At 46.4% G+C, this 16,101-nt stretch carries 15 protein-coding genes; 7 read left to right on the top strand and 8 right to left on the bottom strand.

All coding sequences use genetic code 11. The features are described 5' to 3' along the window. Window positions 1-193: hypothetical protein (locus EOO49_RS09765; RefSeq protein ID WP_290845123.1), on the top strand; the 193-nt coding region annotated here is incomplete at its 5' end. Window positions 194-642: 449 nt separating this feature from the next. Here the strand turns inward: EOO49_RS09765 and EOO49_RS09760 are convergent. The 3 genes from EOO49_RS09760 to EOO49_RS09750 are packed head-to-tail and all read right to left on the bottom strand — an operon-like array spanning window position 643 to window position 2,689. Next, entirely contained in the window at window positions 643-1,095 is a 453-nt protein-coding gene (locus EOO49_RS09760) for a hypothetical protein (protein WP_290845121.1), read from the bottom strand. 11 nt (window positions 1,096-1,106) lie between these two features. After that, on the bottom strand, window positions 1,107-2,357 hold the full coding sequence (locus EOO49_RS09755) for an ABC transporter permease (RefSeq protein ID WP_290845119.1): 1,251 nt from the start codon (window positions 2,355-2,357) through the stop codon (window positions 1,107-1,109). Continuing rightward, window positions 2,354-2,689, bottom strand: coding sequence for a hypothetical protein (locus tag EOO49_RS09750; RefSeq protein ID WP_290845117.1), 336 nt, complete (start codon window positions 2,687-2,689; stop codon window positions 2,354-2,356). Before EOO49_RS09750 ends, EOO49_RS09755 begins: the two co-directional genes overlap by 4 nt. 354 nt (window positions 2,690-3,043) lie before the next feature. On the opposite strand from EOO49_RS09750, the gene purH reads away from it, so the two are divergent. The 6 genes from purH (at window position 3,044) to rodA (ending at window position 10,453) form a co-directional block, all read left to right on the top strand. After that, window positions 3,044-4,570 (top strand): bifunctional phosphoribosylaminoimidazolecarboxamide formyltransferase/IMP cyclohydrolase, encoded by a 1,527-nt coding sequence (gene purH / locus EOO49_RS09745; protein ID WP_290845115.1) that lies wholly within the window; start codon window positions 3,044-3,046, stop codon window positions 4,568-4,570. Between the two features lie 175 nt (window positions 4,571-4,745). Continuing rightward, window positions 4,746-5,774 (top strand): rod shape-determining protein, encoded by a 1,029-nt coding sequence (locus tag EOO49_RS09740; RefSeq protein WP_191020658.1) that lies wholly within the window; start codon window positions 4,746-4,748, stop codon window positions 5,772-5,774. 168 nt (window positions 5,775-5,942) lie between these two features. Then, complete coding sequence (gene mreC, locus EOO49_RS09735; RefSeq protein WP_290845112.1) at window positions 5,943-6,770, top strand: rod shape-determining protein MreC; 828 nt, start codon at window positions 5,943-5,945, stop codon at window positions 6,768-6,770. Further along, a complete protein-coding gene (locus EOO49_RS09730) occupies window positions 6,763-7,269 on the top strand; it encodes a rod shape-determining protein MreD (RefSeq protein ID WP_290845110.1) in 507 nt (168 codons plus the stop codon). Before mreC ends, EOO49_RS09730 begins: the two co-directional genes overlap by 8 nt. Further along, window positions 7,266-9,200, top strand: a complete 1,935-nt coding sequence (gene mrdA, locus EOO49_RS09725; RefSeq protein ID WP_290845108.1) for a penicillin-binding protein 2 — start codon at window positions 7,266-7,268, stop codon at window positions 9,198-9,200. The genes EOO49_RS09730 and mrdA overlap by 4 nt, the downstream gene beginning before the upstream one ends. Continuing rightward, window positions 9,200-10,453, top strand: coding sequence for a rod shape-determining protein RodA (rodA, locus tag EOO49_RS09720; protein WP_290845106.1), 1,254 nt, complete (start codon window positions 9,200-9,202; stop codon window positions 10,451-10,453). Before mrdA ends, rodA begins: the two co-directional genes overlap by 1 nt. 360 nt (window positions 10,454-10,813) lie before the next feature. Here the strand turns inward: rodA and argH are convergent, their stop codons facing one another. From argH to EOO49_RS09695, 5 genes are read right to left on the bottom strand one after another with little or no spacing between them, the layout of a single operon-like run. Then, the gene (gene argH, locus EOO49_RS09715) at window positions 10,814-12,124 is read right to left on the bottom strand and encodes an argininosuccinate lyase (RefSeq protein WP_290845104.1); all 1,311 of its coding nucleotides are present in this window, start codon (window positions 12,122-12,124) and stop codon (window positions 10,814-10,816) included. 2 nt (window positions 12,125-12,126) lie between these two features. Then, a complete protein-coding gene (locus EOO49_RS09710) occupies window positions 12,127-13,215 on the bottom strand; it encodes a M20 family metallo-hydrolase (RefSeq protein WP_290845102.1) in 1,089 nt (362 codons plus the stop codon). Window positions 13,216-13,224: 9 nt separating this feature from the next. Next, window positions 13,225-14,001, bottom strand: a complete 777-nt coding sequence (gene argB / locus EOO49_RS09705; protein WP_290845097.1) for an acetylglutamate kinase — start codon at window positions 13,999-14,001, stop codon at window positions 13,225-13,227. Continuing rightward, window positions 13,998-14,945, bottom strand: coding sequence for an N-acetylornithine carbamoyltransferase (locus EOO49_RS09700; RefSeq protein ID WP_290845095.1), 948 nt, complete (start codon window positions 14,943-14,945; stop codon window positions 13,998-14,000). Before EOO49_RS09700 ends, argB begins: the two co-directional genes overlap by 4 nt. Beyond that, the gene (locus tag EOO49_RS09695; RefSeq protein WP_290845094.1) at window positions 14,942-16,099 is read right to left on the bottom strand and encodes an aminotransferase class III-fold pyridoxal phosphate-dependent enzyme; all 1,158 of its coding nucleotides are present in this window, start codon (window positions 16,097-16,099) and stop codon (window positions 14,942-14,944) included. The genes EOO49_RS09700 and EOO49_RS09695 overlap by 4 nt, the downstream gene beginning before the upstream one ends. Between the last annotated feature and the right edge of the window lie 2 nt (window positions 16,100-16,101).

Below are 16,101 nucleotides of genomic sequence, written 5' to 3'. Positions count from 1 at the left end.
GACGCATTTTTCCAAAGCGACAGCGGAGGAAATCGAGGCCCGAGCAGATAGCAAGTCGTTTCACAAAAATCTCCGGGCCCGAAGATTCAACAAAGTTAAAAATGTCAATAGACACTTTCCGATCAGTCCGGCATTTGAGCGTTTTGGCGGGCACCTGACGTCTTGGAAATTCACGCAAATGGAAGTTGTTTGAGCCACCCAAAAGTTTCTACATTCGAGAAAAAGTTCCGGCGAGTTCTTTCATTTGCGGAATTTGCAAGGCTGTCAGGTCGCCAAAATCGGTCGTGCCGCGAGCCTTTTCGCTTCTTTTGCGGCGAGGCAAAAGAAGTCCCCGCCGGACAGGCGACGATAGAAAATCAAAGCCTGCGGCAGCGCAGCTGCCGAAAAACCCCAAAATAAGCGAAGCTTATTTATCTAGGTTTCGAGAGTGAGATTGGTTCAGTAAAAACAGAAATTTCTTAAAGAAAAAAAGATCGTCTTACAACAATCCTAGCCCGGATGCGGGCAACTAGCCTTTTGCAGAAAAAACCGAATTTTTCTAAGTTAAAAACAGCGACCGCAGGAAGCTCGTTTTAAACCCGAGAAAAACCGGTTTTTGCAAAAAAGCTAGTGCCAGTCAGCCGGAAAAAGCTCAAAAAAAAATTATTTCCGCAAAAACTTCAAACCCTTCACTCCAACAGGAGGATTTTTGATGGAAAGCCTGTACCTGTGCCAACAAGTACACTTACAATCCTCATCAACCACGTTTTCATAAGTAAACGTCAAGGTATCGCGATCGGTTTTATACTCGCCCATGAATTTCTTGCAGCACGCCGCGACGAGTCCGAAATTGGCTTTGATTTCTTCGTCTGAAATCGTTTGGGATTCGAGATAAGCGACCTCTTTTTTGTGGATCGTATCGTTGGCCGAGCTTTCGTCGCAATCACCGATTTCTTCCAACGTAAGATTCTGGGCTTTCATGATCGCTGTGTAGGCTCTTTCCTTATGACTTTTCTCGATCGGAAGTAATTTTTGGGATTCGGATTGCGATTCCGCCTGGTCTTTTTTGCATCCGAAAAGCAGCAGCAAAACGGAAATTGTAAGTAGTTTTTTCATCGGACAAAAATTTACATTCCGGTTCTTATCGCTTCAACCGGATCAAGTCTCGAGGCAGAAATGGCGGGAATGATTCCCGAAACCAATCCAATTGCCGCCGAGATTCCGGTTCCCAAAAGCACATTGAAAGTACTGAGTACGAACTCGAATTCGAATGCGCTCGTCAACAACGCCGTCGTTCCCCAAACCAGCAACAGTCCGACGCCGCCGCCCAAAACCGACAGGATTATCGCCTCGAAAAGAAACTGGAAAAGGATGAATTTGTTTTTGGCGCCAAGCGATTTCTGGATTCCGATTAGGTTTGTGCGCTCCTTTACCGACACGAACATGATGTTGGCGATTCCGAAACCGCCTACGAGAAGCGAGAATCCTGCGATGATCCAGCCTGCGAAGTTCAGGATCGAGATGAAGGAATCGAGAATTGCCGTGAATCCGGAAAGGATGTTTATGAAGAAATTGTCCATGTCTGTCACTTTGAGTCCGCGGTAATTTCTCAGTTTTTGCGTGATTTCGGCTTTGAGTTCGTCGACGTCGGCACCTTTGGTCGGTTTGACGATGATGACCGGCATCATGAAATCGTTGTTATCGCCGAATTTGTTTCGGATAAAATTCACGGGAATGATGATGGAAGTATCATTGCTGTTGCCGAACATGCCTGAACCTTGTTTGGGAAGCACGCCGATTACAGTAAACCTTTGCCCGTAAAGACGGAATTGCTTGTCGATCGGGTCGGCGTCACCGAAAAGTCCGTTGGCGATGTCGTAGCCGATTACCGCTACCGGGCGTCCGGAATTGTCTTCGGATTCGTTGTAGAATCGGCCTTTCTCGAATTCTTGGGCCTGGATTTCGTCGAATTCGTGAGAAACCGGCACGATGTTGATCGCACTTACGGTCTTATCGTCGTATTTGGCCGATTCGGCGCCGACAAAAATCTGGTAAGCCGCCTGATCGATGCCCGAAACAGACGATTTCAGGTATTGGTATTCGTCGTAAGTCACGTTGGGAAACTGCTCCACTTTCCAGCGCGGAATGTCGCTTGGCCCGAAAGACTGCTTGAGAACGTACATCGTATTCTTGTCGAGACTGCTCAGGTCTTTCTTGATTTTCCGGTCGAGCGAATCGACAGCGGCCAAAACGGCAATGATCGAAAAAATCCCGATCGTGACGCCCAAAAGCGACAAAAGCGTGCGCAATTTGTTGTTTCGCAGCGCGCTCATGGCGAAGGTGAACGATTCGGAAAGCAGTCGGAGATAGACGATCATTTGGAAAATTCCGAAATCCAGGCACCAAATCCCAATTTTCTTCGGAACAGATCCTGGCTTTCGAAACGTAAAATTGTCATTTTTTCGGGCAAAATCCTAATCAAAAATTCCAAAATTCCATCCCGATAGCTATCGAAACCAAATTCCAAATTCCAAACTGCAGTCCAGGACTTTCTCAAAGCTTCGCTTTGCACATTTGGGGTTGAACAGCCGGTGCCCGTTTTGATTGAGCGAATACCTGTAAAGAAAAGATTGATCCCCGCGATTGAGAAACGACAAAAATCACGAGGCGAACTTTTAACAAATTTTACAGTTTTTCTGTAATCGGGCAACTTAATTTTTTGCAGGGATGTATTTGCCCCTTCCCCTTAAAGCAAAGTTCGGAATTCCCGAAATAAGGTCAATACAGAAAATCTGTAGTTTTTGTTAAACGTAGGTTGCTAGGCAAGACTTTTTACTTGATCGAACTGACGCGCGCAAACGCTACTTAGCAACTTCGGATCTTTTTTGTTTTACCTGTGAGGCAAACCGAAGGTTCAAGCCGAGTTCACAGCACAAGTTGGAATTTGGTCCCGATCACTATCGGGATGGCTTTTGAGATTTCTTCAAGAGGAATTTGCCGTCCAAAATTTGGATTATCCCATTGTTAAAAAGTACTTTTGCACCTTGTAACACAACTTCTAAAAATGAGCACGAACAAGACCATCAAATCAGCATTAGTTTCGGTATTTTCAAAGGACGGACTTGAGCCGATCGTACAGAAATTGCACAAACAAGGCGTGACCTTCTACTCTACCGGCGGCACCGAGGATTTCCTCAAATCGCTGGGAATTCCTGTCGTTGCGGTCGAAGACGTAACTTCGTATCCATCGATTCTAGGCGGACGCGTCAAGACACTTCACCCGAAAATTTTTGGCGGAATCTTAAACCGGCAAGACCACGAAGGCGACGTTTCGCAAATGACGGAATACGACATTCCGCAGATTGATTTGGTGATCGTCGACTTGTATCCGTTTGAAAACACTGTCGCTTCAGGTGCGTCTGAAGCCGATATTATCGAGAAGATCGACATCGGCGGCATTTCGTTGATTCGTGCCGCGGCCAAGAATTTCAAGGATACGGTGATCATTCCGTCGGTGGCGCAATACGCTCCGTTTTTGGAATTGCTGGAAGAGAAAAACGGAGAGACATCGCTTGAGGATCGCAAGAAATTCGCTACACAGGCGTTCCATATTTCATCTCATTACGATGCGGCGATTTTCAATTATTTCAATACAGACGATACTTTCTTCAAACTTTCCTATTCGAACGGACAGGTTTTGCGCTACGGAGAAAATCCGCACCAAAAAGGCTATTTCTTTGGAAACTTCGATGCGATGTTCACCAAAAAGCACGGGAAAGAATTGTCGTACAACAACCTTTTGGACGTCGACGCGGCCGTGAATCTTATAGCCGAATTCAAAGGAAACGATCCGACGTTCGCGATCTTGAAACACAACAACGCTTGTGGTCTGGCGACGCGCGGCACAATGAAGCAAGCTTATTTGGACGCTTTGGCAGGAGATCCGACATCGGCGTTTGGAGGCGTTTTGATCGCCAACGGAAAAATCGACGGCGAAACGGCTGCCGAAATCAATTCGCTTTTCTGCGAGGTCGTGATCGCTCCTGAATTTTCCGCGGAAGCCATTGCCACATTATCTGAAAAAAAGAACCGGATCATTCTCGTACAACACGAGGTCGAATTGCCACAACTTCAAGTTCGTACGGCTTTGAACGGCGTTTTGGTACAGGACAGAAATAATCTCACGGACAATAAAGACAACCTGAGAACCGTTACCACTACGGCTCCAACTGCCGAGGAGGTCGACGATTTGATCTTTGCATCGAAAATTTGCAAGAACACTAAATCGAACACGATCGTTTTCGCCAAGAACGGCCAATTGATCGCTTCCGGAACCGGCCAGACTTCAAGAGTCGATGCCTTGAAACAGGCGATCGAAAAAGCGCACTCCTTCAATTTCGACCTGAACGGCGCGGTCATGGCCAGCGATGCGTTTTTCCCTTTCCCCGATTGTGTGGAGATTGCGAAGAATGCGGGAATCACTGCTGTAATCCAACCCGGCGGATCGATCAAGGACGAACTCAGCATCAATTACTGCAACGAAAACGGACTCTCGATGGTATTTACCGGAACGCGTCATTTCAAGCACTAAAATGCTGCATCCGATTTAATTTTTTGATTTTCAAAGGCTGGCGGAAAGCGCTGATTTGAACAGTTTTAAAATAATCGGAATTAAATCCAAAATAAAAAAACACAAGGCCGCTTTATCGTTCAATTTAGCTAACTTTGCAGCCTACAACTAATAACTAAAAACCCTCAATTCAGGTATGGGATTTTTTGATTTCATGACCGAGGACATTGCGATAGACCTCGGAACCGCGAATACGCTCATCATCCACAACGATAAAGTCGTCATAGACAGCCCGTCAATCGTAGCGAGAGACAGGGTTTCCTCGAAGATAATCGCCGTAGGGAAAGAGGCGAACATGATGCAGGGTAAGACGCACGAGAACATCAAAACGATCCGTCCTTTGAAAGATGGTGTCATCGCCGATTTCGATGCATCCGAGAAAATGATCTCGATGTTCATCAAATCGATCCCAGCTTTGAAAAAGAGAATGTTTACGCCCGCACTTCGCATGGTCGTTTGCATCCCTTCGGGAATTACCGAAGTGGAAATGCGAGCGGTAAAAGAAAGCTGCGAACGCGTAAACGGAAAAGAAGTGTATCTGATCCACGAACCGATGGCTGCGGCGATCGGTATCGGAATCGACATCATGCAGCCTAAAGGAAACATGATCGTCGATATCGGCGGTGGAACTACAGAAATCGCGGTTATCGCTTTGGGCGGAATCGTGTGCGACAAATCTGTCAAGATCGCGGGTGACGTTTTCACGAACGACATCGTGTATTACATGAGAACGCAACACAACCTTTTCGTGGGTGAAAGCACTGCCGAAAAAATCAAGATCACGATAGGAGCCGCAATCGAGGATTTGGAAACGCCGCCGGACGATATGTCTGTTCAAGGGCGCGACCTTTTGACCGGTAAGCCGAAACAGGTAGACGTTTCTTATCGCGAGATCGCAAAGGCGCTCGACAAATCGATCCAACGCATCGAGGACGCGGTTATGGAAACGCTTTCCCAAACGCCGCCGGAACTCGCTGCCGACATCTACAACACCGGTATTTACCTCGCCGGAGGCGGTTCGATGTTGCGCGGACTCGACAAGCGAATCTCGTTGAAGACAGACCTTCCGGTTTACATTGCCGAAGATCCGCTTCGCGCCGTTGTTCGCGGTACGGGAATGGCGCTCAAGAACATCCCGAAGTTCAGAAGCATACTTATAAAATAAAATTCCAAATACCAAATAACAAATTCCAATTTGCTTCGGAACAAGAGTAGTTTAAGATTCAACTTTAATCCTTAGACGACCAAACTCAGATTGCGGTTCGCTAACGAGATTTCGTTCGGAGAAAATTGGAATTTGAATTTTGGAATTTGATTTTTACCCACGGTTTATATGCAGCAGATATTCCAATTTATCTTTAAGAACAGCCATAAGTTGCTGTTTTTGCTGCTTTTAGGGATTTCGCTCGCGTTGACGATCCAAGGCCATTCGTTTCATAGAAGCCGTGTGATCTCATCGGCCAACTTTTTGACCGGTGGCGTTTATACGCAAATGAATAATGTCAACGAATATTTTCACCTCAAATCGCAAAACGACGCTTTGGCCAAGGAAAATGCCGATTTGAGACGCATGATCTTCAACGAGAAAGACACTGCGAAACCGCCGGCTATCGATACGATCCGCGGTGTGCGAAAGGTCGATGTGATCGTTTCCAAAGTCATCCACAACTCTTATTCGGTTCACGAGAATTACCTCACGATCAATTCCGGATCGCTCAAAGGCGTCAAGTCTGATATGGGCGTGGTGAACAGTCAGGGAATTGTAGGGATTGTCGACAGGGTTTCGACCAATTACGCGACAGTCGTGAGTTTGCTCAACGTCAAATCGCAAATCAACGCCAAGATCAAGAAGTCGAATCACTTCGGATCGTTGGTCTGGAACGGAAAAAGTACTGGTTATGTGCAACTTATCGACGTGCCTCGACTGGCTTCGGTACGAAAAGGCGATACGATCGTGACCGGCGGGCAATCGGTGATTTTTCCTGCGAACATCAACATCGGAACCATTTCGAAAATCTACACTGACGACGAGACGAACTACTACACGCTTGACATCAAATTGTTCAACGACATGACCAATCTGGGTTACGTCTACATCGTGAAAAGTCAGGACAAGGACGAAATCGAACAACTCGAAAAACAGACCAAGCCGAATGAATAGTACGGTTCTGATCAATATCGCCCGTTTTATTTTGTTGCTTTTCGCGCAAGTCGTGATTTTCGACAACATGAAACTCTTTGGTTTCATCATGCCTTTTCCCTACATTTTGTTCATTATGCTTTTTCCGGTGAACGGGAACCGAAATGTGCTTTTGCTCACGAGTTTTCTCATCGGGATCGCAATGGACATGTTCAACAATATGTCCGGTTTTCACGCCGCGGCTTGTGTGCTTTTGGCCTACTTCCGACCGGCAATCTTCAAATTTTCGTTCGGATTGAGCTACGAATACCAAACCGTGAGAATCGACGATGTACTAAGTCCGGAGCGATTTTCGTTTCTACTGATAGCGACCGTTCTGCACCACATCACGCTTTTTACGCTTGAGGTGTTCGCGCCGACGTTGATTCTGGACATTTTGCTGCGCACGATCTGCAGCACGATTTTCACGATTGTCGTCTGTATCATCCTGATTTACATGTTCAAGCCGTCGAGACGATGAGGAAAGTTTTGTTGCCCACGATAATTTTCATAGCGACGATTTTGCTTTTGATGCGACTGTTCTACCTTCAGGTGATGGACGAAACGCTCAAGCTCAAATCGGATAACAACGCGATCAAGATCCAATACGATTATCCCGAACGCGGCTATATCTACGACCGAAACGGAAAATTGATGGTCGCCAACCAGCCGTCATACGACATCATGGTGATTCCGCGTGACATGAAAAATATCGACACGCTCGAGTTTTGCAAGTTGCTCAACATCCGAAAGGAAGATTTTCTGTCGCGAATCGAGAAGGCCAAGGTTTATAGTCCGCGGCTTCCGTCGGTTTTCCTTCCGCAGTTGAACAAAGCCGAATTTGCCGCTTTCCAGGAAAAGGTCAGAAAATTCCAGGGCTTTTATATCCAAAAACGTTCGTTGCGCGATTATCAGGTGAATTTTGGAGCGAATGTCTTCGGATTCATTACGCAGGTGAACGACAAGATCATCGCGAAAAATCCTTACTACAATAGTGGCGATCTCATAGGAAAACAAGGCGTCGAGGAAAGTTACGAGCACGAACTTCGAGGCGTGAAAGGTGTGAAATACATCCAAAAAGACAAATACAACCGAGATATCGGCCCATACAAAGAAGGTCGTTTCGACACGATTTCCAAGCAAGGGGAAGACATCACGCTTTCGATTGACGCCGAACTGCAGAAATACGGAGAAGAACTGATGGTGAACAAACGAGGCGGAATCGTCGCCATCGAGCCGAGTTCGGGAGAAATCCTCGCACTTGTCACCGCGCCTTCTTACGATCCCAAAATCCTTGTCGGACGCGAGCGCTCCAGAAATTACACCAAGTTGTACAACGACTCGATCGCCAAACCGTTGTTCGACCGCGGACTTTTGGCCGAATATCCGCCGGGTTCGCCATTCAAGATCATCACGGGATTGGTCGCGCTTCAGGAAGGCGTCATCGATGAACAGACATCTTTCGTTTGCCACCACGGTTTCAGCTACGCGCGTGGACGTTTCATGAAATGCCACGATTCTCAGGTTTCCCAGCTTCACAACGGGATTTACAATTCGTGCAACACCTATTTTGCATCGGTTTACATGAAAACCTTGAGCAAATACAAGAAGACTTCGGCCGCAGTCGACATCTGGAGCAAGCATGTTAAGAGCTTCGGACTTGGGGAATTCATGGGTTACGATTTGCCGACAGGTCGAAAAGGAAAGATTCCGACCTCGAAAACCTACAAGAGAATTTATCCCGATTGGGATTATAGACCGACTACGATCGTCTCGAACTCCATTGGACAAGGCGAAGTCACGACAACTCCAATCCAACTTGCCAACATGATGGCAACGGTCGCCAATCGCGGTCATTACTACACGCCTCACATCATCAAGAAAATCGAAGGCCAGCAAATCGACAAGAAATTCCGTACGAAACACAATACGACAATCGACAGGAAATACTTCGAGCCAGTCGTATCAGGACTTGCCGATGTTTACAACGTCGGGACGGCTTACGGACTCGGCGTCGAAGGCATCCAAATCTGCGGAAAAACCGGAACTGCCGAAAACTTCGCCAAAATCAACGGCAAACGCGTCAAGCTTCAGGATCACTCGATTTTCGTGGCTTTCGCGCCAAGAGACAATCCAAAGATTGCCGTCGCGGTTTTCGTGGAAAACGGCTATTGGGGAAAACGTTGGGCCGGCCCGATCGCGACTTTGATGATCGAGAAATACATCAAACGCAAGATCACGAGAACCGACCTTGAAAAACGCATGTTCGAAGGCAGCCTTCAGGGCGAATACGACAAATATCTCGGCAAGCACAAAGTCGACAGCCTGCTTGTAAGGAAGCCTGAAATCCAGGCGGTGAAAAAAGAGCAGGACACGATCGAGGACATTGACGACAAAGACGAAACGAACTAATGAAAAACCAGAGCATAAGAAGCCACATTGATTGGGTAAGCGTATTCATTTACGTAGCGCTCGTGACTTTGGGCTGGCTCAACATTTATTCGTCGTCGCTCTCGCTGGAAGAAGCCGGAGGTTTCGATTTTGCACAGATTTATGGAAAACAGATGATTTTCATCTTCCTGTCAGTGCCGTTGATAATCATGATCTTGGCCGTCGACGGAAAATTTTACGAGAAATATTCGGTTATTCTATACGCCATAGCCTTGCTGCTTCTCGCCGGACTTTATGTGTTTGGAAAGGAGATCAAGGGTCAGGTGAACTGGTATCAGTTCGGGCCGATCAGTTTTCAGCCTGCGGAATTCGCGAAAGTGGGAACCGCACTGGCCTTGGCCAAGTATTTAAGTGACGTCCAAGTCAATCTCAAAGACCAGAACAGGCAACTTCAAGCGCTTGGAATCATCATTTTGCCGGTTTTGCTGATTGTTCCGCATGATCCCGGAAGTGCGTTGATTTATGCGGCATTCTTCTTGGTTTTGTATCGCGAAGGTTTGCCCGCCTGGTATTTGTGGGTCGGATTCATTGCGATAATCGTCTTCGTGCTTTCGCTGGTTTGGGCTTCTTGGATGATCATCGCCATCGCCGCCGTCGTAATCCTTTTCTTCTATTACCGAACGCGCCACGTCGATAGAAACATCATTTTCAGCTCGGCGATCCTTGTTGCCGTGGCGCTCATGACGTTCTCGGTACATTATGTCTTCGAGAATGTTTTCCAGCAGCACCACCGCGACCGTTTCAATATTTTGCTCGGAAAAGAAGTCGATCTGAAAGGCATCGGATACAACATCAACCAGTCGAAAATCGCGATCGGCTCCGGCGGATGGTTCGGAAAAGGCTACCTCGAAGGCACGCAAACCAAAGGCGGATTCGTTCCCGAACAACACACCGATTACATTTTTACGACAGTTGGAGAAGAATGGGGATTTGTTGGATGCATCGTCGTTTTGGCGCTGTTCGTACTACTTTTCGTGAGAATCATCTATTTGGCCGAACGACAAAAAACCAAATTTTCGAGGGTTTACGGATACTGCGTAGCCACAATTCTGTTCATTCACTTCTTTGTCAACATCGCCATGGTTTTGGGAATTTTCCCTACGATTGGCGTTCCTTTACCGTTCTTTTCCTACGGCGGCTCCGGACTTTGGGGCTTTACGATATTGTTGTTCATTTTCCTGAAAATGGATGCCAACAAGGTCAATGAATGGTGAGTTGAAGAATTCCAAAACTAGACCTTGCATTTCGGGCAATGTTCGTTTTTTCAGTTCATTTGAATCGGATATCGGGTTCGTAAAAAATATTGAAAAAATGCCGAAATAATGTCTTTGTTTGAAATAGACCGGAGTAAGCGTAAAAAATATTTAACAATTTTTACAGATTTTCTGTAATTAGGCCAACCGCTTTTTTTGTAGGGATGTACCAGCCCCTCCCCATAAACGCAAAGTTCGGCTTTTACAAAATACAGTCATTACAGAAAATCTGTACTTTTTGTTAAAACTCGGTTGTGGCATTTTTCACGTCCGAAGTAAATCACAGAATTGAGCCGAGCTATAAAAGTCACGACTTGATATTTAGTCCCGATAGCTATCGGGATGGAATTTGGAATTTTCACAATTCATTTTCCCCAAAATCGCATCCAGACACAAATTATTGATACTGCCTTCGTGCGTGTGTTTCGTAGCTTTCGGCGACTTGAAGTTTCCGTTTTCAATTTCGGATGCAACTTGCTGATAAGCCGTTCTGAACGGAATACCACTTGCGACCAACTCATTCAAAGCATCGACCGTAAAAAGATAATCATACTTTTTGTCAGATAAAATATCGGGATTGACGACAATATTTTCGATTCCGAAAACCGTCATTTCCAAACACGATTTCAAGGTTTCGATTGCAGGAAAAACACCTTGTTTGAGCAATTGGAAATCCCTGTGATAACCGCTCGGGAGATTGTTCGTAAGCAACGTTATCTCGTACGGCAACGCCTGAATTTTGTTCGATTTCGCACGGATCAACTCGAAAACATCGGGATTTTTCTTGTGTGGCATAATGCTAGAACCCGTTGTCAGATGCGTCGGAAGACTGATGAAATTGAAGTTCTGGCTCAAGTACAGACAAATATCCATAGCAAATTTCGACAAAGTCGCCGCCACGGACGCAAGCGCAAAAGCTGTGATTTTCTCCGATTTTCCACGACTCATTTGAGCCGCAATCGGATTGTATTTCAAATCGGCGAAACCCAGTTCTTTTGTGGTAAAACTGCGATCAATTGCGAAAGAACTTCCGTAACCGGCGGCCGATCCCAACGGATTTTGATCCACAACTTTCAAAGCCGAATTTAGTAAAGTCACGTCATCGACCAAAGTTTCGGCATAAGCTGCAAACCACATTCCGAAAGAACTCGGCATCGCAACCTGCAAATGCGTATAACCCGGAAGCAAGAGATTTTGCGTCTCCTCGCTCCTTTTGAGCAACAAATCGAAAAGCGTTTTCACAAGATTCCTGATCGCGAGAATTTCAGCTTTCAGATACAAATTCACGTCAGTCAAAACCTGGTCGTTCCTCGAGCGCGCCGTGTGGATTTTCTTTCCCGTTTCGCCCAATTTCTCGATCAACATAAATTCGACTTTGGAATGTACGTCCTCAAAATCTATTTCAATCTCAAAATTTCCTTTTTCGATATCATCCAAAATTTGCTCGAGCGCTTTCACTAAATCTTCCGATTCTAGTTCAGAAATCAATCCGGTTTTAGCTAGCATTTTCGCGTGCGCCATCGATCCGATCACGTCATATTTCGCCAGATGCAAATCGAGTTCGCGGTCATTTCCCACCGTGAATTCGCTGATTTTTTTGTCTGTTCCGAGTCCTTTTTCCCAAAGTTTCATGCTTAATTTTTTATAACGCGGTCAAAAAAACCACTGATAATTTTGACGTACAATTCAATGCCTTCAACAATTTCATCCAAGTAAATAAATTCATCCGCCGAATGCGACCGAGGCGAACTTCCCGGACCAAGTTTCAAAGATTGGCAGCTCAAAACCGACTGATCGCTTAACGTGGGCGAACCGTAAGTCTTTCGTCCCAACGAAATTCCCGATTGCACGAGTTCGTGGTTCATCTCGATACTCGACGGATTCAGATGCATTGACCGAGGATTCACGTCGGCTTTGACGTTGGCACGAACCGTTTTGAGAATTTCCGTATTCGAATATTTTTCGTTCACGCGAATGTCGACGACCAAGTGCGTTTCAGCCGGAACTACGTTGTGTTGCGAGCCCGCGCTGATTTGCGTTACAGTCATCTTAACAGGTCCGAGAATGTCCGAAATTTGTCCAAACTCGTAGTTTTTGAACCAATCGACAACTTCCAAAGCGTTGTAAATCGAGTTGTCGTCGTTGGGATGAGCTGCGTGCCCGGGCGTTCCTCTTACGATCACGTCCAAAACCAGAAGTCCTTTCTCGGCGATCGCGAGCTGCATTTCTGTAGGTTCGCCAACGATCGCAACGTCGATTTCAGGCAAGTGTTTCAACACCGAATTCAGTCCGTTTTGGCCGCTGCTTTCCTCTTCCGCCGAAGCGACGACAACCAAATTGTATGGCAGATTTTGCATCGGATAAAACCATGCGAAAGTTGCCAAAAGCGAAACCAGACAACCGCCGGCGTCGTTGCTTCCGAGTCCGAAAAGCTTCCCGTCTTTCTCGATCGCTGCGAATGGATCGAGCGTGTAACCTTGGTTCGGCTTGACCGTGTCGTGGTGCGAATTCAGCAACATAGTCGGCTTGTTCGCGTCGAAAAATTTATTGAACGCCCAAATATTGTTGTTCTCGCGCTCGAACGGGATTTCGTCTGCCAAAAACCAACGTGCTATCCGTTCGGCCGTATCGTGTTCTTCGGACGAAAATGATGGAATCACAATCAAATCCTTAAGCAATAAAATCGCGTTTTTGGTGAGTTGCTGTATTTTTTGGTCAGACATAAATTAATTTTAAAGTTGGATTTTGGTTCCGGAATTTGCGTCCGACAACAAATCTTGATTGCCGATCCTGACTTCGGAAACGCCATTTTCAAGCGCTCGGAAACAATTGTCGAGCTTGGGCAACATTCCCGAATGCACTTTATGTTTTGATTTCAACTGCTGATAAAATCCGGAATCCAAAATAGGAATCATCGATCCATTGTCTTCGGAATTCTCGAGAACACCGGGTTTTTCAAAGCAATAAAACAATCTCGACTCGTAAATTTCCGACATTGAAATCGCCACTTCAGACGCGATCGTGTCGGCATTCGTATTTAGCAATTGTCCGTTTCCGTCGTGCGTGATCGCCGCGAAAATCGGCACAAAACCGAGTTCGAGCATTTTTGAAATCTTGCCTGAATCGACATTTTTGACATCGCCGACGAATCCGAAATCGACCGTTTTGACCGCGCGTTTCTCAGACAGGATCAAATTTCCATCCGCGCCAGTCAATCCGATTGCGTTCAAATCCAAAGCCTGCAATTTTGCGACGATCGATTTGTTGATCGCGCCTGCGTAACTCATCACGGCAATTTCAAGCATAGTTTCGTCCGTGATGCGTCGGCCTTCTTGGAATTTGGCTTCGATTCCGAGTTTTTGCGCCAAACGCGTCGCCAGTTTTCCGCCTCCATGAACGAGGATTTTCGCTTCTTCCAAACTTGCAAAATCAGCCAAAACCGATTGCAGCAATTCCGGATTGTCGATGACGTTTCCTCCGATTTTTACGATCGTGAGTTTTGGTTTCATAAACTTTTGAGAATTTCTGACAAAACGGCTTGAGTAGCAAAAGTCCGGTTATTGGCTTGCGGAATCACGATTGACGACGCGCTGTCCAAAACTTCGTCATTCACGATCATGTTTCGGCGAACCGGCAAACAATGCATGAATTTGGCCGAATCCGTCAGTTTCATTTTGTCAGCAGTTATTGTCCACGACAGATCCTGCGACAAAATCTGTCCGTATTTTTCGAACGAACTCCAGTTCTTGGCGTAGATAAAATCGGCATTTTCGAGCGCTTTGTCCTGATTTCTCACGATTTTTACGCCATCGGATATTTTTGGATCGAGATCGTAACCTTCTGGATTCGCAATTACAAAATCAACGTCAGACAACTTCATGATCTTGGCGAAAGAATTCGGAACAGAGTGCGGCAAAGCTTTGGGATGCGGCGCCCACGTCAAAACCACTTTCGGACGCTTTTTGGTCTTGAATTCGCGAATCGTCAACGCATCGGCGACAGCCTGAAGCGGATGCTCGCTCGAACCTTCGAGGCTGATCACGGGCACGGACGCGAACTTTTTGAAAGCCGAAATCACCTGTTCGGACACGTCTTTTTGCTTGTCGGTCAACGTCGGAAAACTTCTCACGGCCAAAATATCGCAATATTGAGACACGACTTGCGCAGCTTCGCGAATGTGTTCGGCCTTGTTTCCGTTCATGATGACGCCGTCCTCGAATTCCAAAAGCCAGCCTTCGTTGTCCAGATTCATCACCATCGCTTCCATTCCGAGATTTGACGCGGCTTTTTGCGTGCTAAGACGCGTTCGCAAACTCGGGTTGAAAAACAGCAATCCAATCGTTTTTCGCTTGCCCAATTCTTCATTCGCGAACGGATTTTGTTTGTGCATTTGGGCGATATCGAGCAACGTTTCCAAATTTTGGATATCGTCCACGGAAGTGAAATGTCTCATGGCGCTGAAATTTGGGGTTCGACGATTTTTGCGAGCGCTTTTTTGAGTCCGACGAAGAAGAAATCGACGTCATGTTCTGTGATGGAAAGCGGCGGCAAGATTCGCAACAAGTTCTTCCGGCTCGCGTTTCCGGTGAAAATCCCGAAGTCGTAAATGAGACTTTTTCTCAGGTCGGCGATCTCGAAATCGAATTCCAGACCGAGCATCAAACCGCGCCCTTTCACGTTTTTGACTTGCGGAATTTCAGATGCTTTGTGGCGAAAATAGTCACTGACTTTGTTGGCGTTTTCAATCAGTTTCTCGTGTTCGATCACGTCCAAAACCGACAAAGCGGCTGCGCAAGCCAAGTGATTTCCGCCAAAAGTCGTTCCTAGTAAACCGTGTGAAGCCTTGAATTCAGGCGAAATCAGGATGCCGCCGATCGGGAAACCATTTCCCATTCCTTTTGCGATCGAGATTATATCGGGTTTTATGTCGTGATTTTGGTGTGCGAAAAATCTCCCGCTTCGGCCGTAACCGCTTTGGATTTCGTCGAGAATCAAAACGACGTCGTGCTTTTTGGTTTCGGATGACAGAAATCGGAAAAATTCCGTCGTAGCCTCATCGAGTCCGCCGACACCTTGGATTCCCTCGATTATCACGCAGGCAACGTCGCCTTTTTGCAACATTTCGGAAAGCGATTTTTGATCGTTCAATTCGAGAAAAACGACTTCATGAGAATTGATCGGAGCGACGATTGACAAATTGTCGGTTGCCGCAACCGCCGCCGAAGTGCGTCCGTGAAACGCCTTTTTGAACGCGATCACTTTGGCTTTTTTGGTGTGGAATGACGCGAGTTTCAAAGCATTTTCGTTGGCTTCGGCGCCCGAATTGCACAGGAAAAGCGAATAATCGGGATAACCGGAAAACGCGCAAAGTCGCTCGGCCAATTTCGCCTGGATCGGATTCTGGATCGAGTTCGAATAGAATCCGATTTTGGAAACCTGATCTGAAATCGCCTCGACATATTTTGGGTGCGAATGCCCGATCGAGATCACGCCATGTCCGCCGTAAAAGTCGAGATATTCATTTCCCGATTCGTCAAAAACCTTATTACCAAAGGCTTTAACAGGCGTAATGTCGTATAATGGATAAACGTCAAATAGATTTTTCATGG

This window comes from Flavobacterium sp. (assembly GCF_004295795.1).
Classification (GTDB): Bacteria; Bacteroidota; Bacteroidia; order Flavobacteriales; family Flavobacteriaceae; genus Flavobacterium.
The sequence above is the reverse complement of the archived record's forward strand: the minus strand, read 5'-3'. Positions and strand labels throughout refer to the sequence as shown.